The organism is Thermosipho melanesiensis BI429 (assembly GCF_000016905.1).
GTDB classification, from domain to species: Bacteria; Thermotogota; Thermotogae; order Thermotogales; family Fervidobacteriaceae; genus Thermosipho; species Thermosipho melanesiensis.
Window position 1 is genome coordinate 1,172,304 of the sequence record NC_009616.1, and the last position, 20,680, is coordinate 1,192,983.

Below are 20,680 nucleotides of genomic sequence, written 5' to 3' on the forward strand. Positions count from 1 at the left end.
CTATCACTCCAAGATCTTAAGGTTTCCAAAAGAACATTTTAATATCTTATTTTTTTTGTTTTGAAACAGCTTTCCATTGGTGATTTCTATGTTTTTGCATTGGAATGCCCCGTTTCTTGTTATAACTACATATTTTCCATCTTTTATTCTTTTTACGGGAAGAATTTCTTTATATTCTACAAAACCAATATAGCCGCTAGTTGGAAAAATGATAATTTCACTATTTTCCATTATTGAGAGTACATTAGTTTTGTGTATTGCGAATGTTTTATCCAATACTAAATAATCTTTTTTTTCTTCTTTATTTTTAATTTTTTTACTATTTAAAGAGTTTTGTACTGCATGTGCAGGAGAAATTTTTTCTAAGTTATATACAAAATAACTATCTTCTTCTATTATAACTCCAGAGTAAAGCTCGTTGTTTTCAATTTTTTTGGGATGCTGCTCACTTTCTTTTATTATCCTTGTTATTCCAAAGGCAAATTTTTCAAAGACAAAGTAAAATTTTAAATTGGGGTTTTTAAGATTGTTATGTGTGTATATAGGATAAAGTCTATCTTCAAAGAGGCAAAAGTCAATTTCTAATTGCGATTTTATTAGAGAGTTACTAATACCAATTACTTTATCTTTTAAAACCGCAATTTTATATATCTTATCTTTATCTTCTATTTCACATAGAAAATACATAGTTTCACTCCTCGATTAAATATCTTAATTGCCAGATTTCTTCATCATATTTGTTCAAGAGTAATGCTTTTTTTAATGATTTTTTTGCGTCGTCTTTTTTGTTTAACATCAATTCTACTAGTGCTTTGTATTTGAATACTATATATGAAAAAATATATTTTTTTGAAAGCCTTTTGATTATTTCGTAAGCTTTTTTATAGTTTTCGTGTTCTATATAATTTTCAACAATTTGTATTTCCTCTTCAAGTGATAAGTTCTTTTCTTTTGTATAAAACTTTTTCTTGTTTTTTTGGTTTTTTGTTTTTGGGCTTTTAGAGATTTTTGCTTTTTGGAGTATAGATGGATTTGTATCAAAATTAAAGTATTCAAAAATTTCTGGATGGTATTCACCTTGTCCTAAAATTAAATACCCACTATTATCTAATAAATCATTTAGTTTTTTTACAATGTTAATTTTATCTGGTATGTAAATAAGTACTCTTCTTGTAAATATTATATCAAATTTATTACTTAATTCTAAAATGCTTTTTGTGTAGAATTCTACGTTTTTTTTGTATTTTTCTTTTACGAAAAACACATTATCTTTTTGGATAAAGTATTTTTCAATTTCGATACTTTCCAGAAATCGCACACTCCAGAATTTGTACTTTCCTTCTTTAGCTTGATTAATTCTTTTGCTATTTATGTCAATACCCACAATTTTTGCCTTTAAGTTTAAATCGTTTATCAAAAATGATAATGTATATACTTCTTCCCCTCTTGAGCAACCAATACTTAATATCCTCCAGAATTTTTTTGTGATAAGTATGTCTTTGAGTGTGTTGAATATTTCTCTATCTCTAAAAAAATAAGACTCACCAATGGTTAGGTTTTCTATTATTAATTTTTTTATGGTTTCTTTACTTAAACTATTTACATCAAATTTTTTTACGAATTCTTTTAATTTATTTTCTGGAACCTTTAAATTAAGTTCTTCTAAGATTTCGTATAATTTTTTTTCCATTCTTTCACTCCCTCTGTTAATTATACAATATTTCTGTGTGATATAATACTCTAAGAGGTGAGAAAATGCCCAAAATTAATTTATATGGAGATTCAGAAGTTCTGAAAGAAAAGTTCGTGAAAAAAATTAGGAGTAAAACAAACGGTGAGTATATTAGGGTTTATCCAGGATATGATGTAAAAATTATTTTTGAGAAACTTTCTAACTTAGGTCTTTTTTCGAAAAACGTTATTGTGGACGTGATAGATTTTGACAAGTTTAAGTCAAGTGAAAGAAGTAAAATTCTAGAGATAAATGTTTCTAGTGAGAATTATTTGATTTTAAGAACGCAGAGTAAGGTTAAAAAGAAAATGGAAGGTTTAGATATAAGAGAGTTTAAATTACCCAATCCCTGGGAAGAAGACAAATGGGGAAAGTTAATAGAAGAATTTTTGAGTGAGGAAGGAATAAAATTAGATGGGTTAGCGAAGTTTTTGTTTGAAAATGTTGGCCCTAACGATATAGCTATTTACAATGAAATTTTAAAGTTGAAGGTTTTTAAAGATGATTTGTCCTTGCAGTTGGCAAAAGAGTTAGTCCACAAATATACTGTTTCAAAATTAGATGATTTTTGTTTTATGGTTTCCAAAAGGGAAAAAGATGCATTAGCTTATTTAAAAGAAATTGTGCGTGATTACGAATTTCCCGTGATTGTATATGCACTTTCAAATCATTTTATTACATTATATAAATTGATAAATTTTGTTGAAGTAAAATCTAGATTTAGTTGGCCGGAAATTTTAAAAATTTCAAAACAATTAAAGTTGTCAAGTTCAAAGGTTGCTAGATTTCTTGGTTTTAAATTTAAAAATCAAAAGTTCAATCCTAAAAATCACTTATTACTGTATAACTTAAAGTGTGTGGAAAATTTGATTAAAAAACTTTATTATTTAGATAGAGCTGTAAAGATGGGGAAATTAGTAGAAGTTGAGCTAATAGATTTTATAAAGGAGGTAAAACATGTCAAAGTTTTATGAAAAACATGCAAAGAAGATAATTGTTTTGCTTGTGATTTTGAATATAGCCTTTTTTTTAGGGATGCTGAGAATAAGATTTAACACGGATTTTTCTCTTTTTAGATTAGAAAATTCAAAGTATGAGAAGATTTTAAAGGAATTGGAAAAGGATTTTTCGACAGAAAATCAATTGAATGTCTTAATAGAATTTGATGAAAATCCGTTGAGTTTAGATGGCATAAGAAAGATAAAGGAGTATGATAAAAAATTAAAGAGTATTGATGGAATTGGAAAAATCATTTCTCCAGTTCCAGATGAAATTCCCTTTGGTTTTAGGAAGGTAAATGTTGAAAATATAAATGAGGAAAATTTTGAGATTGTAAAAAATTTTCTGGAAAAGTTAGATATTATTAGTCAAAGATATGGAAAATTCTATGTTATATATTATATATTTCCTACCAAGAGGGTAGTTTCAAAGATAGATGAGGTTATAGATTTACCGCACTATTTTGCTGGAAGTACGTATTTACAAGAAAAAATGTATGATTATCTATTGTTAATAGTTTTTACCCTGCCACCGCTTGCCATAGTTACTATATTTTTAGTATTTAGATGGCGATTAGGTGGATTTAGACCGACATTATTTTCCGTGTTACCTGCAGGTATGGGGGCGCTGTGGACTTTGGGGATAATTGGTTGGACTGAAAGGGAGATATCCATTCTAACAATACTTGCTCCTATATTTACAATAGTAATGGGTAGTGCAGATGGCCTTCATTTTGTATCGCATTTTATGGATAACAAGGAAAATAAAGATAAATTTTCTGCGTTATCTGAAACTTTAAAAAGCACTGGGTTTGCAATGATTCTTACTACAATAACTACAGTTGCGGGTTTTTTATCGCTTGCCATTATTGATTCTGAATCATTAGCGCAGATGGGTAAATTTAGTGCAATTGGTGTTGCTTTTGCGGGAATTGCAACATGGGTATTTCTGCCTGTGGTTCTTTTAAAAAGTGATATAGGGGTAAAAAAAGAAGATAGTAAAATTTCAAGAACTTTTAGGAATATGATTGGAAAAAGGGCAGTTTTCATTACAATTTTGATAGTGGTTGTTTTCTTTCCGGGTGTTTATTTTTTGGATAGGGAGTTTTATATGCTTGATATTTTTAAAGATTACACTCAAGTTAAGAAAAATTCGGATGTTGTTCAAAAAGTTGCAGGTATAACTGTTCCTGTGTTTGGATATTTTAAGACGGAAAATTTGTTATCTGCCGAATTTGCTAACAAGGTCTTGGATTTTGAGAAAGGATTAAAGGCAATATCTTTTTACGATATAATGAAAAATATTAATGAAAAAATTTTTGGACAAGAGGGTTATCCAGACAACGTTGTTCGTGTGAGATTTTTGCTAAATTTGTTACCACCAATATACGATAACTTTGTAAATTTAAAAATATTTTCTGGAAGAGTCCTAATATTTCCAGAAGAAATAAATAGTAAGGTATTAAATGAAATTGAAAAAAAGGCGCCAGAGGATATAAAAATTACAGGGGCTCCGTACATTATGAAGGAGATGAATGATGTAATAGTTCCTCAACAGATAAAATCACTTTTATTAGCTGTATTTTTGGTCTTTCTCATAGTTTTTGTGAGGTTAAAGAATTTGAAAGAATCTTTTTTTGCTATTTTACCAATTTCTTTGACCTTAATAGTAATGTTTGGTTTTATGGGAATTTTTGGCATTAAGTTAAGTATTATTACGGCTACTATGGGAAGTATAGTTGTGGGTGTTGGAATAGATTATGCAATACATTTTATAGAAAGTTATAATTATTACTTAAGATTATTGAGGGATAAAAAACGTGCCATTGAAAAATCTTTTGATGTAACATCTAAACCTATACTTGCAAATGCTTTAGGGCTTTCTATAGGACTTTCTGTACTTTTGTTGTCTCCATTAAAAATCCACGAATATCTGGTAGGTTTAATGTGGGTTTCTATGATTTCGAGTGCCATTTTTAGCTTAACACTTTTGCCCACACTATTGTTTGTTGCAAATCTGAAAAAAAATGGAGTATAATATTATTATGGATGGGTGGAAAGAAATATCATATATATTAAAAAAAGTGATTGGGACTTACCAATTATCTTTGTTTGATATATCTAAGAAGTTAGAAATAGATTTTAGAAGACTTCAAAAGTATTTTGAAGGAAGTTTTTATTTTGATGAGATGGTTGTAAGAGAGGATTTAAGAAAAATAAAGCGCTTTTTCAATATATCCGAGGATATATTAACATATTATGAATTAGGAAAGAGTAAGAGGGAAAGTAATACAAAAATAAAAAAGGGTTATTCAATTTATTTTTTGTTATTTATCTCATTTATTTTATTTTATTTTTCTTTAAAATTATTTGTATCGACATATAAGGCTCCTTTGGCAATATTGCGAGCCCAATCTGGTTTGATAGCATTAAATGGGAAAGAGGGATATGAGTTTAAACTAGATGAAGGTGAGTATATTGTGAAGGGAAAAGCATTGTTGTTTAAAATTAATAATGAAATAAAGAAAATAGATATGGATAGGTTTAAGGTGGTGGTAGAGTGGGGAAAATAAGAAAGGTTGATATGGTTAATTTAGTAATATTCTTTTTTTCATCGCATGTGGATTATTGGTTTAATGAGGTAAAAGATAGATTGGTGGAATGTTTTGGTCCCATAGATTATCAGTCTGAAATTTTAGATTTTGAAAAATACACTTTGTATTACAACAAAGAAATGGGAGAAGGGGTAAAGGGGAAATTGTTGGGTTTTGAAAGGTTAATACATCCTTCTCAATTGGCAGATATAAAGAACATAACAAACAATATAGAGAATGAGTTTGCTGTTGAAGGGAATAGAAGGTTTAACATTGATCCTGGTTATATCCATCATATGCAATTTGTTCTTGCAACAACTAAGATGTGGCCTCACAGGATATATATTGGAAAGGGAATATATGCAGAACCAACTTTAATGTATATAAATGGTTGTTGGAAAGATTATGATTTTACTTATCCAAACTACAAGGAAGAGGAATATAAAAGAGAATTGGAAAGAATAAGGTTGATGTATTTAGAAAAGCGAAAAAAGTTTTTGAGGTGAGAAAGTGAATTTTTATGTAGAAGTGCTTGGATGCCCAAAGAATGAAGCCGATTGTGCATTGTTAAAATCACATTTAAGGAAAATGGGAAATAACATAGTTGACAATTTAAGTGATGCAGATGCTGTAATTATAGATACATGTGGTTTTATCCTTGATGCAAAAAAGGAATCCATAGAAGAAATTTTATCTTATGTGGAGTATAAAAAAGGGAAAAATTTAAAGGTTTTTGTAACTGGATGTTTGGTTCAAAGATTTGGAAAAGAACTAAAAAAAGAAATACCAGAAGTTGATGGATGGTTTGGGGTTTTACCACCTAAAGAGATAGCAACACATATTGGAAAAAGAAATGTTATACCAGAAGTTCCAGAACCGGTATACAATTTTGAAGGTAGAGTAGATAATGGGCAATATGCATATGTGAAAATTTCAGATGGTTGTGATAGAGCATGTAGTTTTTGTACAATCCCTTTGTTTAAAGGGAGCTTTAAAAGTAGAAAAATTGATGATATATTGAAAGAAATAGAATTTTTGATTGAAAGGAAAATAAAAGAAATAATATTGGTTGCTCAAGATACAACGGGATATGGAATTGATATTTATAGGAAACAAATGTTACCTGAACTTTTAAAGAGGATAAACGATCTTTCTGGAGATTTTTGGGTGAGAGTTATGTATATGCATCCTGATCACATAACTGACGATATAATAGAGGCATTTTCGTACGATAAGGTTTTAAAGTATTTTGATATTCCTGTACAAAATGGAAGTGACAAGATACTAAAATTGATGAATAGGTCACGGAAAACTAGACAACTTTATTCTTTATTTGAAAAGATTAGAAATTTTTACTCTGATGCAATTTTGAGAACAAGTATAATAGTTGGGTTTCCAGGTGAAACAAGGAAAGATTTTGACGAAACTCTTAAATTTATCAAGGAAGTAAAGTTTGATAGGTTGGGTGCTTTTATTTATTCAGATGAAGAGGAAGCTTCATCTTTTAGTCTTAGTGGAAAAGTTCCAAGAGAAATTGCCGAAGAAAGGTTGGAGGAATTAATGGATATACAATCTCAGATATCTTTTGAAAAAAACGAAAAACTTGTTGGGAAAAAGTTAAAGGTATTGTTTGACGAAGAAGAAGACGGGGTTTTAATAGGCAGAAGTTATATGGATGCCCCAGAGATTGATGCGAATGTATTTGTTAGAGGAGAGTTTAAAAAGGGATTTTTTGATGTAAAGATAACTTCTGCGGATATTTATGACTTAGAAGGAGAAATTGTTGAGGAGTGATATTCTTTGAATATACCGAACACCATTACGTGGACTAGAGTATTTTTGGCTATTATTATAGTGTTTTTACTTTTAAATGGTTTTAATTTACTTGCTTTTGTATTGTTTATTGTTTCAGCAATAAGTGATTATTTTGATGGGTACTTTGCACGAAAATTAAATCAGATAACAAATTTTGGAAAGATATTTGATCAAATGAGTGATAAGATTCTTATCACAAGTGTGTTAATAGTATTTGTTGAATTGGGTTTTGTTCCAAGTTGGATGGTAGTTATAATTTTTTTCAGAGATGCTTTAGTTACAACAATAAGGATGGTAGCACTTGTTTCAAATGAGGTAATAGCTGCAAACTATTTTGGGAAATTAAAGACAGTCACTCAGATGTTCTGGGTAGTTTTTCTTTTTATGGAAACGTTAGGGTTTAAAGTTTATATGATAAATTTATTGCTTTCTTACGTTGTAATTACAGTGACTGTATTTTCAGGAGTTATTTATCTTGTTCAAAATAAAAGGGTTTTAAAGGGGTGATTTTAATTGCGATCATTTATTGCTATTGATATAACTAGTGAAGTTAGGAGCGTTGCTGAAGATGTTATATCAAAGCTAAAAAAGATGGGTTTTAAGGCGTCTTGGGTTTCACCTGAGAATTTGCACCTTACATTGTTTTTTTTAGGGGAGATTGACAAAGAAAAGGTGGAGCTATTAGCCGAGAAATTTCATAGGAGATTAATAGGTTTCCCAAGTTTTTCATTTAACGTTAATGAGTTTGGTTTTTTTAGGTTTAAGCATTTACCAAGGGTGTTCTTTTTGAAAGTAGAACAAAGTAAGATATTACAAACACTTTATCTTGAAATGCGTTCTGAAATGAAAAAATTACGTATATCCTTTGATGATAAAGGAAATTTTGTTCCGCATATTACTTTAGGACGCCTTAAGTATAGTCCAGAGAATTGGGAGGAGTTGGTAAAAGATATTGATGTTCCCAAAATGGTAGTTCCTGTTGATAAAGTAATTATTTATTCATCTACTTTAACACCTAGTGGTCCTATTTACAAATGGATGTATAGGGTAAAATTTGAAGGAGGGTTAGACAAAAATGAGTGATAATAAACAAAAAAAGGAAGTTTTGAAAAAAGCTATTGGAAAGATTGAAAAAACGTTTGGAAAAGGCTCTATAATGTTCTTAGGGGAAGAAAATGCTGTGCAAAATATTGAAACAATATCCAGTGGTTCTGTTGCGATTGATATAGCTTCTGGTGTTGGTGGTTATCCAAGAGGGAGGATTGTGGAGATTTACGGTCCAGAATCTAGTGGAAAAACAACAATTGCATTGCATGCGATAGCTTCTGCTCAAAAAAATGGTGGTATTGCTGCATTTGTAGATGCAGAACATGCTCTTGATCCAGTATATGCAAAGAATTTAGGTGTAGATGTTGAAAATTTACTTATTGCACAGCCGGATTACGGAGAACAAGCACTTGAAATAGTGGATGAGCTTGTAAGGAGCAATGCCGTAGACCTTGTAGTTATAGATTCTGTAGCAGCGTTGGTCCCAAGAGCCGAAATTGAAGGTTCTATGGGGGATGTTCAAGTAGGGCTTCAGGCAAGATTAATGTCCCAAGCGTTGAGAAAATTAGCTGGAAATATTAACAAATCAAAAGCAGTTGTTATATTTATTAACCAAACGCGTATGAAAATAGGAGTTATGTATGGAAATCCAGAAACTACTACAGGTGGAGTAGCTTTGAAATTTTATTCTACAATGAGGTTAGAAGTAAGAAGTATTGGAAAAATAACGGAAGGGAAAGAAAGTATAGGAAATCAAGTTAGGATTAAATTTGTAAAGAATAAAGTTGCACCTCCTTTCAAAGAGGCAATTGTTGATGTGATATACGGAAAGGGAATTGTAAGGGAAAATGAGTTGTTTAATCTTGCTGTTGATGAGGGACTTATTTCTAGGCGCGGGAGTTGGTTTTCATATGTTGATTCAACAGGGACAGAACATTCATTGGGACAAGGGAAGAATAATTCATTGGATTATCTTTTGAATCATCCAGAGTTACTTGATGAAATAGAAGAAAAGATAAGAGAAAAACATGGACTTTTAAAGAAAGGTGAAAAAAGTGAAGAGGAATCCCTTGAATGATGCTTTACGGCTTTTAAAGTATAGAGTTCGTTCGGAAAAAGAGATAAGAGTTAGGTTAAAATCCAAAGGATATTCAGACGAGGAAGTAGAAAAGACGGTTTTAAAATTAAAAGAAAAAGGATTTTTGGATGATGAGAAGTTTGCTTATTTATACACCTATGATTCTTTGACGCTGAAAAAGAAGGGCCCTTTTTTAATACGTATGGAGTTAAAAAATTTAGGTGTGGATGAATTTATTATTGAAGATGCTTTAAAGAAGGTGCTTGAAGAGGTAAATGTTGAAGAAATAAAAGAAGAAATCACGAAGGGTCTAGATGAAAAAAAGGCAAAAGAATATCTATACAGAAGAGGATTTGGAGGTGAATAATATGTTGATATATATACTTTCTGGGTTAGGTGTTCTTGTTGGTGCATTACTGGGATATGTTGTGGCAAAAAGAAATATTGAAAAACAATTGTTGTTAGCGAAAAAAGATGCAGAACATATAATAAAAGATGCGGAAAAAGAGGCAAGTGAAATAAAGAAAAAGGCAGTAATTGAATCAAGAGAAGAGTTACATAAATTAAGGGAAGAATGGGAAAAAGAGAGAAAAGAAAGAGAAGAGGAAATAAGATACCTTGAAGAAAGATTAATAAAGCGAGAAGAAATGGTTTCTAAAAGAGAAGAACTATTGGATAAAAAAGAAAATTATGTTGAAGAATTAAGAAAAGAATTAGATCAAAGGCAAAGAGACTTGGAAGCAAAAGAAAAGGAACTAACGGAAAGGTTTGAAAAATTAGCGGGAATAACACCGGCGCAGGCAAAAGAAATGGTTCTTGAAGAAGCAAGGGAGAAATATGAATATGAAATTGCAAAGGTTTATTCTCAGATAAAAGCAAGATATGAAGAAGACTCGGAAAAGTATGCAAAAAAGGTTATAGCCGATGCAATACAAAGATATGCACCAGAGTATTCGGGAGAGGTTACTGTGAGCACAATTATGTTACCAAATGATGATATGAAGGGAAGACTGATTGGAAGAGAAGGTAGGAATATAAGGGCATTTGAAAAAGTAACGGGTGTAGACCTTATAATTGATGACACACCAGAAATGGTTACGGTAAGCTGTTTTAACCCCTTAAGAAGAGAAATAGCAAAAAGAACAATAGAAAAATTAGTTGCGGATGGAAGAATTCATCCTACAAGGATAGAAGAGATGTATGAAAAGGCAAAAGCTGAAGTTGAAAAGATTATTAGAGAAGCTGGACAAGAAGCCACTTTTGTGACAGGTGTAGGAGGACTTCATCCAGAAATAATTAAACTTCTTGGTAGGTTAAAGTTTAGAACAAGCTATGGACAGAATGTTCTAAATCATTCAATAGAAGTGGCACTTATTGCTGGATTAATTGCATCGGAACTTGGGGTAAACGTCGAGAAAGCAAAACGTGGAGGATTATTACACGATATTGGAAAGGCACTTGATCACGAGGTTGAAGGTTCTCATACAGTTATAGGCGCGGAGATTTTGAGGAGGTATGGGGAAAGTAGGGAAATAATTAATATGGTAATGGCACATCACGGGGAAGAAGAACCAGTGACTCCTGAAGCGGTAATAGTAGCCGCTGCCGATGCATTGTCTGCAGCACGACCTGGAGCAAGAAGGGAGGATGTGGAAAATTACATCAAAAGGCTTATTAAACTTGAAGAGATTGCAAAGAGTTTTAAATATGTGGAAAATGCTTATGCTATACAGGCTGGAAGAGAAGTAAGGGTGATAGTACAACCAGATAAAATTGATGATGTGCTTGCGGATAAATTGTCACATGATATAGCGATAAAAATAGAAGAAGAGTTACAATACCCCGGTGTGCTTAAAGTAGTGGTTATTAGGGAAAAAAGAAGTGTGGCTTATGCAAAATAAAAAACCTGACCGTGAAGGTCAGGTTTTTTGTTAAATAATTGCTTCTCCAGTTTTTTTATCAAATATGTGCATAGTATTCATATCAAATACTATGTCAATTTCCTGTTCTTCTTTTGCTTCTGTTTTTGGATCTACGACGGCTACAAATTTATCTTCTCCTGCAACTAAGTGTAGAATGGTTTCGCTTCCCAGTGGTTCCACAACGTCTACCTTTGCTCTTCCTGTATTTTCCCCTTCTTTTGGTAACATAGCGAACATTTTGTCGTAAATATTTTCAGGTCTTATTCCAAAAATGACGTCTTTGTCGATGTATTTTTCCAAAATGTCTGTAAATTGTTTTGGAATTTTGAGATTGAATCCACTTGATCTTATCCAAAGACCATTTTCCCTTATTATCTTTGCATCGATAAAGTTCATTGCTGGGCTTCCTATAAATCCTGCTACAAATGTATTTGCAGGTTTATTGTAAATTTCATGTGGAGAACCTATTTGTTGAATTACTCCATCTTTCATTACTATTATTTTGTTTGCCATTGTCATAGCTTCAATTTGATCGTGTGTAACGTAGACAATTGTTGCTTCTAGTCTGTGATGCAATTTTTTCAATTCAGATCTCATCTGGACCCTCAATTTTGCGTCTAAGTTTGATAATGGTTCGTCAAAAAGGAAGACTTTTGGATTTCTAACTATTGCTCTACCAACTGCTACTCTTTGTCTTTGTCCACCGGAAAGTTGTCTTGGTTTTCTATCGAGATATTCTTCAATACTTAAAATTCTTGCTGCTTCCCTTACTCTTCTTTCTATTTCATCTTTTGGGACTTTTCTAAGTTTAAGACCAAACGCCATGTTATCGTAAACGGTCATGTGCGGATACAATGCATAGTTTTGGAAGACCATTGCAATATCTCTGTCTTTTGGTTCTACATCGTTCATTACTTTTCCATCGATTTTTAATGTACCTTTAGTTATTTCCTCAAGCCCTGCTATCATTCTAAGAGTAGTGGTTTTTCCACATCCTGATGGTCCAAGCAGCACTACAAATTCCTTGTCTTCAATAGTGAAAGTAGCATCTTTTACTGCTTCAACTTTACCGTCATAAATTTTCCATACGTGTTCTAATTCAACTTTTGCCATACAAGCACCTCCTATTTATCTTCAAAAAAATCTTCTAGTTTTAATTTATTGAATTGTGAAGGATCACCGACTTCTAGTAGATAAAGTTCCCAAACATTTTCTAAAAAATTTAGTACTTTTTCAAATTTTTCATAGCTTATTATCACAGAAACAGGTTTGCCATTTTTCGTAATTATAATATTTTTCTTACCTGATTCTTCAATTACCTTTGAGAATTTTGCTTTTGCTTCTGCAATACTGTAATATCTACTTTTTTCCTTGAACAAATTAACACCCCTTGACTATAATTATAGTCATTTTTGTTTTGGTTTTGTTTTCTTGAACCAAAGTGTAACAAATTAGAAACCAAAAAGAAACATTATAGAGGTAAAATTTGACTGAATGGTCAATAAAAAATGGAGGTGTTTGGTATGGCTGTAGGTGGAATAAAAGGTATGATTTATAGGCAAGCGGGGAAGATGGTTAATTCATTTGTAAGAAAAGCAGATGTTAAAAGCTTTTCAAAACTTCTTTTTACAGTTGGAGCCTTAAGTAAGGAACCTGCAAAAAGTGGTTTGAAGAAATTGGGTTTAATGGCACAGGAAGAACATCCCATGATAAAAAAATGGATTGAGATATTCCAAGAATCAAGTCCAAAGTGTACAGAAAAGATTATTAACAACCTAATAATCAATGAATTTGCAATAGGAGAACCATTAAGACAAAAGATTATGGAAAAGGAAAAAGTGGTTTTGCCAAAACTTGGAGTAATTAGTCCAACGTATGCGTGTAATCTTCAATGTATAGGATGTTATGCAGGGTTATATGGTAGAAAATACGAACTTTCAAAAGAAGAGGTAAGAAGTATATTAAAGCAAGGAGAAGAATTGGGAATTTTCTTCTGGATTATCACAGGTGGTGAGCCTTTCTATTGGCCTCATTTATTTGAAATTTTAGAAGAATTCGATCAACATTATTTCATGATATATTCAAATGGTATATTAATAAATGATGAAAAGGCAAAGAGGTTGTCAGAGCTTGGTAACGCAACTATTGCTATTTCTGTAGAAGGTTTTGAAGAGGAAACAGATTGGAGAAGGGGTAAAGGAGTATTCAAGGCAATATTAAATACTTGGGAAAGATTGAGAAAATATGGAGTTCCATTTGGAGCAAGTGTTACCGCAACAAAAGTTAACCACGATGTTATTATGAAAGATGAATTTTGGAACTTTTTAGAGGAAAACGGAGTAAAATATGTTTGGGTTTTTCAGTTTATGCCAGTTGGAATGAATCCTACGATGGATCTTGTTCCAACACCAAAACAAAGATATGAAAGATTTTTCAAAACAGATGAAATGAGACTTAGTGGTAAATTTGCATTTGTAGCTGATTTTTGGAACCATGGTTTCTTAACTCATGGTTGTTTATCATCTGGAGCAAAATATTTCCATGTGAATGCAAAAGGTTACGTTGAACCATGTGTTTTCCAACAATTTGCAAAAGATAGCATTAGGGAAAAATCATTGCTTGAAATTTTCAAATCTCCATTCTTTGAGGCATACAAGAGGATGATTCCATTTTCAAACAACCTGTTTAGACCATGCCCAATTATAGATAATCCGAAGGTATTTAGAGCTATGGTAAAACATTTCGATGCAATTCCACAACATGAAGGTTCAGAAAAGGTTGTTACAGAACTTGCACCAGAAATTGATAAACTAGCAGAAGAGTGGAAAACATATGCGGATAAACTTTGGTATGAACATGGATATGTGGAAAGATATCCGGTTAATAGAGGTATATATGATTACGAGACAAGAATGAAAAGGTATGCAAATAGAGAAGAAGCTTTGAAAGTAGATAAAAAATTAGAAATTTAAAATTGTAGGGGAATTTTCCCCTACCTTTTGAGGTGGCTTAATGACAAGAAGAAATACAAGGGAGATAATATTAAAAGCTGCAAAAGAAGCGTTTTCCAAAAAAGGATATGATGCGGTTAGTATAGATGAGATTGCACAAATTGCAGGTGTGCGAAAATCTTTGATTTATTATTATTTCCCTAGTAAAGAGGCGCTTTTTGAAGAAGTGTGGATTAATTCTATTGAAGAATTGGAAAATGAGTTGTTTAACAGTGAAAAAGATGAACCTACGTATATTACAAAAATAAAGAGTTTTTTGAGAAAGTATATAGATTTTTTAACTAGTAAAAAAGAAATAGCGGATTTATTGAGAAAAGAAAAAGCAAAAGTTCTTGACAAAAAAGATTGGGAAAATGCAAAGAGTAAGTATGAAAACTTTTTGCAAAGAGTGGAAGAATTAATAATTGAAGGAAAAAACAAGAAGGTTATTAAAGAAGAAGTAGATCCAAAAGCAGTAACTGAGATGATAGCTAGTGTTGATTCTGTGCCGAGAAAGACATTACTAAAATCTGTTGAGGAAATGTTAATAAAAATTTTACTTAAAGATAATACGTAGACTTTACTTTAAACATTTATATGGTATAATATTTACGATAATAAAATTGAAGAAACTAGGAGAGGTGAGGAAATTGAAAAAGGGAATTCACCCAGAGATGAAATTAGTAACGGTAAAATGTGCGTGTGGAGCCGAACACAAATTTTATACGGTAAAAGAAAATGTTAGAATTGACGTATGTTCGAGCTGTCACCCATTCTACAAAGGAGCAGGTGCTGCTGGTATGATCGTTGACACGGAAGGAAGAATTGAGAAATTTAAGAAAAAATATAACTTAGAATGATAGCAATTGCTGGGAGCATTTGCTCCCAAATTATTTTTTAAAACCATAGGGAGGTTTTGTTGTATGGAAGTCGGGCAAGTAGTAAAAGGTAAAGTAGTGGAAATACTAAAATTTGGAGCAAATGTGGAACTAGAAGATGGTGAAAAAGCATTTGTACATATTTCAAAAATTGCGTCAACATATGTTAAATCAGTAGATGATTATTTAAAGATAGGTCAGGAAGTTGAGGGTAAGGTGTTAGGAAAGACTAGAGATGGAAAATGGGAATTGACTTTGAAAGAGACATCTACGAAGGAAAATTCAGACGAAAAAGAGAAAAAGACAAATAGTGATTTTGAAAGAAAACTTGCAAAGTTTATGAAAGACAGTGATAGAAAGCATTCAGAATACAGAAAAAGATTAGACAAAAAGAGAGGTAAGAAAAATAGAAGATAAGGGCGAAATTATTCGCCCTTTATTTTTACATGTTTAAAGGTGGAAAGTTTGAATTATATATAGAAGTGAAATTTTAAATTGGATTTGGCACGTGAAGATGTAAGGCTAGTATGCAATTTGTGTTCGATATTGTATCAAATTACGGAAGAGGAAAAAAGTTTATTTGGCAACGCATTAAGTATTTATCCGAGTGATTATAAGATAAGTTCAGAAAAAGTAAAGTTATATGAAAAATTGTGCAAGCAAGAAATAGCTGATAAACCTTTACCTTGGTAGTTTAAAAAGGAGCGGTTTTCCGCCCCTTTGTTATTTTGTTACTTTTGACTTTTTCTTTTTTCGTTCTACTTTTTTACATAGATTTGCTATACAATTTTTGTTTTCAATATGGTCTAAAAATTCTTCTTTAAAATTATTAATTAGTGATAATAAAGGCACGGGAAAACTTTGGCCGAGCCCGCATAACGCCGTTTCTTTAGCTGTGTTTGCAATCTCAACAAGCCTTTCTAAGTCTTCTTTATTTGCTTCAAGCTTACTCATTTTATCTAGTATTTTTACTACCATTTTTGTTCCTTCTCTACATGGGGTACATTTTCCACACGATTCATGTCTGAAAAATTCCATTACATTCTTTGCGATATCTACTACACAATGGTTGTTATTTACACCGAGGATTACGCCAGAACCTAAGCTTACACTATACTTTGCAAATGAATCATAATCCAATGGTATGTCAAATTTACTTTCGTCTATAAATGTACCAGCTATTCCACCAGTTTGTACCATTTTGAGTTTATCTCCCGATACTCCACCTGCATGTACTAGCAGTTCTCTTACAGTTACTCCCATAGGTAGTTCTACAATACCTCTGTTATTTAAATTGCCTGTGAAACAGAATACTTTAGTGCCTGGAGAATTTTCCGTGCCAAATTGTTTAAACCATTTTGCGCCGTTAAGTATTATTTGTGGAACGTTTGCAAGGGTTTCTACGTTGTTAATTACAGTCGGTTTTCCAAATAGACCACTTTGTGGTGGATAGGGTGGTTTTAATCTAGGTCTTCCCGCATTCCCTTCAATGGATTCAAGTAAAGCAGTTTCTTCACCACAGATATATGCTCCTGCACCTAGTCTTACAGATAAATCAAAGTTGAAGTTGCTATTTAGAATATTTTCACCTAAAAATCCGTATTCATATGCATCTTTTATGGCTTTTTTAATATTTTCAACAGAACCGTAGTATTCACCTCTAATGTATATATATCCCTTTGTTGCTCCCACTGCGTATCCTGCTATTATCATTGCTTCAATTACACTATGAGGATCTCCTTCCATAATTAACCTATCTTTGTATGTTCCTGGTTCTCCTTCATCGGCATTACATACTATGTATTTTTGATCAGATTGTGTTTTAAATGCAAATTCCCATTTCAAGCCCGTTGGGAAGCCTGCGCCACCTCTACCGCGAAGTCCACTTTCTTTTATTTCTTCAATTATTTCATGTGGTTTCATTTTAAATGCTTTTGCCAATGCAAAATATCCATCATTTGCAATGTATTCTTCTATATTTTTTGGGTCAATTTTTCCAATATTTCTTGTTACAATTTTTACTTCCTTTGTTAGTTTTTCCACTGTTTGTTGCAACTCTTTTGGATTAATTTCAAGGTCAAGAACTTTTCTTCCTTTTAAAATATGTTCTTCGAATATTTTTTTAACATCGTCTTTTGTTTTTGCAGAATAAAAGACGTTATCGGGCATTATAGCAATGGTTACACCCTTATAGTTACCTATTGTACCTGTTTCTAGTATATCTACTATTTTATCGAGGTTGTATTCATTTGTTAGTTCTTTTAGGTATTTTAAAAATTCCTTTGCGCCTAATAATACGCTGTTACTGTCTATTGAAACTAAAATTGTAATTGGTTTCATATCTCCTCACCCCTTTTTATTTTGTTTATTAATTCTTTTACTTTTTCTGGGGTGAGATCACCGTAATATTTGTTGTTAATCATAATAACCGGAGAAACTCCACATAAACCTAAACATCCCGTTTCTTCAAGTGTAAACATTCCATCTGCTGTGGTTTGGTTAAAATCTATTTTCAGTTCTTCTTTTAATATTTTTATTATTTCCCTTCCATTTGCCACATGACATGGAAGGCTTGAGCATACTCTAATTAAGTATTTTCCCCTTTTTTTGGTAGAGAACATACTGTAGAAAGTTAGAACTTCGTATACTTTGGATAACGGTATATTTAGTTCTTCACTAACAATCTTTGCAGCTTCCTCAGATATAAAGTTATTTTCACTAATGTCCTGTATTTTATGAAGCGTATAGATTAAAATATCTTTTTCTTCTAACCTTTCATTTTTTGCTTCTGAAATAATATCTTTAATTTTGGAAAGCATAAGTGCGACCCCCTTTGCGTGATTATTCTATTGCAGGTGTTACTTTGCTAATTGCACCAAATCTACAGACTTCTATACAACTTCCACATTTTACACAAGCTGATTGATCGATTTCGTGTACCTTTCTAACTTCTCCAGATATACAACTTGCCGGACATACCCTTGCACATGCAGTACAACCAACACATTTTTCTGGATCGATTACATAGCTTATTAAGTCTTTACACTTCTTCGCTGGACATTTTCCTTCTTTTACATGTGCAATATATTCGTCTTTGTAGTACCTTAAGGTAGAAAGTACGGGATTTGGTGCTGTTTGTCCAAGACCGCATAGGGATGAATCTTTAATTACATTTCCAAGGTTTTCCAATATTTCTATATCTTCTTCTGTCCCTTCCCCTTTTGTTATTTTATCTAAAATTTCGTACATTTTCTTTGTCCCTTCTCTACATGGTGTACATTTACCACATGATTCATCAACGGTAAACTCTAAGAAGAATTTGGCAACGTCTACCATACAATCATCTTCATCTAAAACAATTAAACCTCCAGAACCGACTATTGCTCCCAATTTCTGAAGTGATTCATAGTCAACAGGTGTATCGAAATATTCTTCTGGGATAACTCCACCACTTGGGCCACCTGTTTGAACAGCTTTTATCTTTTTACCAGTTGGTGAACCACCACCGATTTCGTATATAAGCTCCCTTAAGGTAATTCCCATAGGAACTTCAACTAGTCCAGTGTTTTTAACTTTACCTGCCAATGCGAAAACCTTTGTGCCTGGAGATTTTTCTGTTCCCCATTGTCTAAACCAGCTAGCACCGTTGTAAATTATTGGTGGAACACATGCAAGTGTTTCCACGTTGTTTATGTTACTTGGTTTTCCCCAAAGCCCTTTTTGAGCGGGGAATGGAGGTTTAACCCTTGGTTGTCCTCTTTTGCCTTCGATTGAATGCATTAATGCCGTTTCTTCACCACAAACAAATGCACCTGCGCCAATTCTTATTTCAATATCAAATGAAAAATCAGTTCCAAGTATGTTTTCACCTAAAAATCCATATTCTCTTGCTTGATTTAAAGCAACAGTAAGTCTTTCAATTGCTATTGGATATTCTGCTCTTACATATACAAAACCTTTTGTTGCACCAATTGCATAACCTGCAATGGTCATTGCCTCTATAATTGTATGTGGATCACCTTCTAATATAGACCTATCCATAAATGCACCTGGGTCACCTTCGTCAGCATTACATATCATGTATTTTTCATCTCCAGGTGACTTTCTTGCAAATTCCCATTTTAAACCAGTTGGGAATCCTGCACCACCTCTACCACGAAGTCCACTATCTTTTACTACTTGAATTACTTCTTCAGGTGTCATTTCCTTTAAAGCTTTGTGTAAGGCAAAGTACCCATCCCGTGCAATGTATTCATCTATATTTTTTGGGTCAATTATACCAACGTTTCTTGTTGCTATTTTTACCTGTCTAGAAAAGAATGGAATTTCTTTTTGAGGTTGTGGAACTATTTTCCCTTTATCTCCTTGATAAAGGTATTCTTCTACAACTCTTCCCTTTAAAAGGTGTTCTTCTACAATTTTTTCAGCTGCTTCAGGTGTTAATTTTTGGTAATATACACCTTCGGGATGGATTACCATAATAGGTCCTAAACTACAAGCACCCATACATCCGGTTTCAACTATATTTACGGTTTCTTGTAGATTGTATTCTTTTATTTTTCTTTCCAAAACGTCTTTTACGCTTTCTTCACCAGCTGATATACATGCACCACCAGCACAGATAAGAATTGTATTTGTTGCCAAAGGCATTATTTTTCTACCTCCTTATTCTTCACCTTTTTTTACAATTAAGTCTCCAACGAGTTCTCCTGCAACAACATGTGATTTAATAATTCTTTTTGCATTTTCTGGAGTTACATGACCGTAAATTACAGGTACATCATCATCTAATTCTACTTTTATCGTGGGTTCAACTTCACACAATCCCATACATCCGGATTGTACAACAGAGATATCATCTATATTTAATTCATTTAGTGTTTCAACTATTGCATTTAAAGTATCTTTTGCACCAGCAGCGATTCCACAGGTTCCCATAGCAACTGTAATTTTTCCTCTTTTCCCCTCTTCTCTCATTTTCACCTTTTTTAGTGTATCTTCTTTTATTTTCATGAGTTCTTCAATACTTTTTATTTTTCCCATTATTTCCCCTCCCCTTGGAATTTTTTAATTATCCCTGGAACCATATCAGGTGTTACTTTACCAAAGAATTCCTTTTCACCGACAAGTACAACAGGTGCCATACTACATGCACCTAAACATCTTACTCCGTGGACAGAGAAATTTCCATCTTTTGTTACTTCACCTTCTTTTACATTGAGTTCGTTTAAAAATCTTTCCATAACTCTGTCTGCGCCCTTTACATAACAGGCTGTTCCAAGACATATTTTGATTTGGTGTTTTCCTTTTGGTTTCGTGGAAAAGAAGTTATAGAATGTTATAACACCATAAACCACTGATGGAGGGATCTTTAGCTTTTCAGCAACGTGAGTTTGAACCTCTTTGGGGAGCCATCCAAATAATTCTTGTGCTTTGTGAAGTACGTTGATTAAAATACCCTTTTTTCCTTTTAGTGATTCAATATACGCATCGAGCTCTTTATAAAGCTCGACATGTTTTTCACAAACTGCCAACATGGCCACCTCCTATTCAATATTACCATCCCGATAATATTATAACACTAAAAGTAAAAAAATTCACTTATTAAATGTTATTTTTTAGATAA

24 protein-coding genes are annotated in these 20,680 nt (G+C 32.4%); 15 read left to right on the plus strand and 9 right to left on the minus strand.

From position 1 onward, the window contains the following. Positions 1-3 precede the first annotated feature (3 nt). Positions 4-687 (minus strand): hypothetical protein, encoded by a 684-nt coding sequence (locus tag TMEL_RS05950; RefSeq protein WP_012057363.1) that lies wholly within the window; start codon positions 685-687, stop codon positions 4-6. 4 nt (positions 688-691) lie between these two features. Then, positions 692-1,690: a CheR family methyltransferase gene (locus TMEL_RS05955; RefSeq protein ID WP_012057364.1), complete on the minus strand. Its 999-nt coding sequence runs from the start codon at positions 1,688-1,690 to the stop codon at positions 692-694. Positions 1,691-1,755: 65 nt separating this feature from the next. On the opposite strand from TMEL_RS05955, the gene TMEL_RS05960 reads away from it, so the two are divergent. Genes TMEL_RS05960 through rny form a run of 10 tightly spaced genes read left to right on the plus strand, consistent with a single transcriptional unit; the run spans position 1,756 to position 11,165 of the window. Then, positions 1,756-2,706 carry a DNA polymerase III subunit delta gene (locus TMEL_RS05960; protein ID WP_012057365.1) on the plus strand — a complete coding sequence of 317 codons (951 nt, stop codon included), beginning with the start codon at positions 1,756-1,758 and terminating at the stop codon, positions 2,704-2,706. Then, positions 2,690-4,768, plus strand: a complete 2,079-nt coding sequence (locus tag TMEL_RS05965) for an efflux RND transporter permease subunit (protein ID WP_012057366.1) — start codon at positions 2,690-2,692, stop codon at positions 4,766-4,768. Before TMEL_RS05960 ends, TMEL_RS05965 begins: the two co-directional genes overlap by 17 nt. 46 nt (positions 4,769-4,814) lie before the next feature. Next, positions 4,815-5,303, plus strand: coding sequence for a hypothetical protein (locus tag TMEL_RS05970; protein ID WP_155760989.1), 489 nt, complete (start codon positions 4,815-4,817; stop codon positions 5,301-5,303). Beyond that, the gene (locus TMEL_RS05975; RefSeq protein ID WP_041426039.1) at positions 5,291-5,830 is read left to right on the plus strand and encodes a DUF4416 family protein; all 540 of its coding nucleotides are present in this window, start codon (positions 5,291-5,293) and stop codon (positions 5,828-5,830) included. Before TMEL_RS05970 ends, TMEL_RS05975 begins: the two co-directional genes overlap by 13 nt. A 4-nt stretch (positions 5,831-5,834) precedes the next feature. Next, a complete protein-coding gene (gene rimO / locus TMEL_RS05980; RefSeq protein ID WP_012057369.1) occupies positions 5,835-7,118 on the plus strand; it encodes a 30S ribosomal protein S12 methylthiotransferase RimO in 1,284 nt (427 codons plus the stop codon). A 6-nt stretch (positions 7,119-7,124) separates the two neighbouring features. Then, a complete protein-coding gene (gene pgsA / locus TMEL_RS05985) occupies positions 7,125-7,646 on the plus strand; it encodes a CDP-diacylglycerol--glycerol-3-phosphate 3-phosphatidyltransferase (RefSeq protein ID WP_012057370.1) in 522 nt (173 codons plus the stop codon). A 6-nt stretch (positions 7,647-7,652) separates the two neighbouring features. After that, positions 7,653-8,222, plus strand: a complete 570-nt coding sequence (gene thpR / locus TMEL_RS05990; protein WP_012057371.1) for an RNA 2',3'-cyclic phosphodiesterase — start codon at positions 7,653-7,655, stop codon at positions 8,220-8,222. Beyond that, the gene (gene recA, locus TMEL_RS05995) at positions 8,215-9,264 is read left to right on the plus strand and encodes a recombinase RecA (protein WP_012057372.1); all 1,050 of its coding nucleotides are present in this window, start codon (positions 8,215-8,217) and stop codon (positions 9,262-9,264) included. Before thpR ends, recA begins: the two co-directional genes overlap by 8 nt. Beyond that, the gene (locus TMEL_RS06000) at positions 9,242-9,631 is read left to right on the plus strand and encodes a regulatory protein RecX (protein WP_012057373.1); all 390 of its coding nucleotides are present in this window, start codon (positions 9,242-9,244) and stop codon (positions 9,629-9,631) included. Before recA ends, TMEL_RS06000 begins: the two co-directional genes overlap by 23 nt. A 1-nt stretch (position 9,632) precedes the next feature. Beyond that, the gene (gene rny / locus TMEL_RS06005; protein WP_012057374.1) at positions 9,633-11,165 is read left to right on the plus strand and encodes a ribonuclease Y; all 1,533 of its coding nucleotides are present in this window, start codon (positions 9,633-9,635) and stop codon (positions 11,163-11,165) included. Positions 11,166-11,195: 30 nt separating this feature from the next. Here the strand turns inward: rny and TMEL_RS06010 are convergent, their stop codons facing one another. Further along, on the minus strand, positions 11,196-12,299 hold the full coding sequence (locus TMEL_RS06010) for an ABC transporter ATP-binding protein (RefSeq protein ID WP_012057375.1): 1,104 nt from the start codon (positions 12,297-12,299) through the stop codon (positions 11,196-11,198). Positions 12,300-12,310: 11 nt separating this feature from the next. Next, on the minus strand, positions 12,311-12,565 hold the full coding sequence (locus TMEL_RS06015; RefSeq protein ID WP_012057376.1) for a type II toxin-antitoxin system Phd/YefM family antitoxin: 255 nt from the start codon (positions 12,563-12,565) through the stop codon (positions 12,311-12,313). A gap of 144 nt (positions 12,566-12,709) precedes the next feature. Here TMEL_RS06015 and TMEL_RS06020 point away from each other — a divergent pair, with 144 nt between their 5' ends. The 5 genes from TMEL_RS06020 (at position 12,710) to TMEL_RS06040 (ending at position 15,747) form a co-directional block, all read left to right on the plus strand. After that, the gene (locus TMEL_RS06020) at positions 12,710-14,158 is read left to right on the plus strand and encodes a radical SAM/SPASM domain-containing protein (RefSeq protein ID WP_012057377.1); all 1,449 of its coding nucleotides are present in this window, start codon (positions 12,710-12,712) and stop codon (positions 14,156-14,158) included. A 40-nt stretch (positions 14,159-14,198) separates the two neighbouring features. After that, positions 14,199-14,753 carry a TetR/AcrR family transcriptional regulator gene (locus tag TMEL_RS06025; protein ID WP_012057378.1) on the plus strand — a complete coding sequence of 185 codons (555 nt, stop codon included), beginning with the start codon at positions 14,199-14,201 and terminating at the stop codon, positions 14,751-14,753. A gap of 73 nt (positions 14,754-14,826) precedes the next feature. Beyond that, the gene (gene rpmE / locus TMEL_RS06030; protein ID WP_012057379.1) at positions 14,827-15,036 is read left to right on the plus strand and encodes a 50S ribosomal protein L31; all 210 of its coding nucleotides are present in this window, start codon (positions 14,827-14,829) and stop codon (positions 15,034-15,036) included. 63 nt (positions 15,037-15,099) lie between these two features. Then, positions 15,100-15,471, plus strand: a complete 372-nt coding sequence (locus TMEL_RS06035) for a S1 RNA-binding domain-containing protein (RefSeq protein WP_012057380.1) — start codon at positions 15,100-15,102, stop codon at positions 15,469-15,471. Positions 15,472-15,549: 78 nt separating this feature from the next. Further along, positions 15,550-15,747, plus strand: coding sequence for a hypothetical protein (locus TMEL_RS06040; protein ID WP_041426041.1), 198 nt, complete (start codon positions 15,550-15,552; stop codon positions 15,745-15,747). A 30-nt stretch (positions 15,748-15,777) separates the two neighbouring features. On the opposite strand, the gene nuoF (TMEL_RS06045) is transcribed toward TMEL_RS06040, so the two are convergent. The 5 genes from nuoF (TMEL_RS06045) to TMEL_RS06065 are packed head-to-tail and all read right to left on the minus strand — an operon-like array spanning position 15,778 to position 20,591. Further along, positions 15,778-17,394 (minus strand): NADH-quinone oxidoreductase subunit NuoF, encoded by a 1,617-nt coding sequence (gene nuoF / locus TMEL_RS06045; protein WP_012057381.1) that lies wholly within the window; start codon positions 17,392-17,394, stop codon positions 15,778-15,780. Beyond that, positions 17,391-17,873 carry an NADH-quinone oxidoreductase subunit NuoE family protein gene (locus TMEL_RS06050; RefSeq protein ID WP_012057382.1) on the minus strand — a complete coding sequence of 161 codons (483 nt, stop codon included), beginning with the start codon at positions 17,871-17,873 and terminating at the stop codon, positions 17,391-17,393. Before TMEL_RS06050 ends, nuoF (TMEL_RS06045) begins: the two co-directional genes overlap by 4 nt. Positions 17,874-17,895: 22 nt before the next feature. After that, positions 17,896-19,704: an NADH-quinone oxidoreductase subunit NuoF gene (gene nuoF / locus TMEL_RS06055; RefSeq protein ID WP_012057383.1), complete on the minus strand. Its 1,809-nt coding sequence runs from the start codon at positions 19,702-19,704 to the stop codon at positions 17,896-17,898. A 15-nt stretch (positions 19,705-19,719) separates the two neighbouring features. Further along, positions 19,720-20,097 (minus strand): (2Fe-2S) ferredoxin domain-containing protein, encoded by a 378-nt coding sequence (locus TMEL_RS06060; RefSeq protein ID WP_012057384.1) that lies wholly within the window; start codon positions 20,095-20,097, stop codon positions 19,720-19,722. Beyond that, positions 20,097-20,591, minus strand: a complete 495-nt coding sequence (locus TMEL_RS06065) for an NADH-quinone oxidoreductase subunit NuoE family protein (protein ID WP_041426043.1) — start codon at positions 20,589-20,591, stop codon at positions 20,097-20,099. The genes TMEL_RS06060 and TMEL_RS06065 overlap by 1 nt, the downstream gene beginning before the upstream one ends. Positions 20,592-20,680 lie beyond the last annotated feature (89 nt).

What these genes read in the sequence shown, in the direction of transcription:
- nuoF (WP_012057383.1), bottom strand. Translation starts at nt 19,704, where the DNA reads ATGCCTTTGGCAACAAATACAATTCTTATCTGTGCTGGTGGTGCATGT.
- TMEL_RS05965 (WP_012057366.1), top strand. Translation starts at nt 2,690, where the DNA reads ATGTCAAAGTTTTATGAAAAACATGCAAAGAAGATAATTGTTTTGCTT.
- TMEL_RS06060 (WP_012057384.1), bottom strand. Translation starts at nt 20,097, where the DNA reads ATGGGAAAAATAAAAAGTATTGAAGAACTCATGAAAATAAAAGAAGAT.
- recA (WP_012057372.1), top strand. Translation starts at nt 8,215, where the DNA reads ATGAGTGATAATAAACAAAAAAAGGAAGTTTTGAAAAAAGCTATTGGA.
- nuoF (WP_012057381.1), bottom strand. Translation starts at nt 17,394, where the DNA reads ATGAAACCAATTACAATTTTAGTTTCAATAGACAGTAACAGCGTATTA.
- TMEL_RS06025 (WP_012057378.1), top strand. Translation starts at nt 14,199, where the DNA reads ATGACAAGAAGAAATACAAGGGAGATAATATTAAAAGCTGCAAAAGAA.
- TMEL_RS06010 (WP_012057375.1), bottom strand. Translation starts at nt 12,299, where the DNA reads ATGGCAAAAGTTGAATTAGAACACGTATGGAAAATTTATGACGGTAAA.
- TMEL_RS05960 (WP_012057365.1), top strand. Translation starts at nt 1,756, where the DNA reads ATGCCCAAAATTAATTTATATGGAGATTCAGAAGTTCTGAAAGAAAAG.
- TMEL_RS05950 (WP_012057363.1), bottom strand. Translation starts at nt 687, where the DNA reads ATGTATTTTCTATGTGAAATAGAAGATAAAGATAAGATATATAAAATT.
- TMEL_RS06050 (WP_012057382.1), bottom strand. Translation starts at nt 17,873, where the DNA reads ATGCTTTCCAAAATTAAAGATATTATTTCAGAAGCAAAAAATGAAAGG.
- TMEL_RS06065 (WP_041426043.1), bottom strand. Translation starts at nt 20,591, where the DNA reads ATGTTGGCAGTTTGTGAAAAACATGTCGAGCTTTATAAAGAGCTCGAT.
- TMEL_RS05955 (WP_012057364.1), bottom strand. Translation starts at nt 1,690, where the DNA reads ATGGAAAAAAAATTATACGAAATCTTAGAAGAACTTAATTTAAAGGTT.
- rny (WP_012057374.1), top strand. Translation starts at nt 9,633, where the DNA reads ATGTTGATATATATACTTTCTGGGTTAGGTGTTCTTGTTGGTGCATTA.
- TMEL_RS06020 (WP_012057377.1), top strand. Translation starts at nt 12,710, where the DNA reads ATGGCTGTAGGTGGAATAAAAGGTATGATTTATAGGCAAGCGGGGAAG.
- TMEL_RS06035 (WP_012057380.1), top strand. Translation starts at nt 15,100, where the DNA reads ATGGAAGTCGGGCAAGTAGTAAAAGGTAAAGTAGTGGAAATACTAAAA.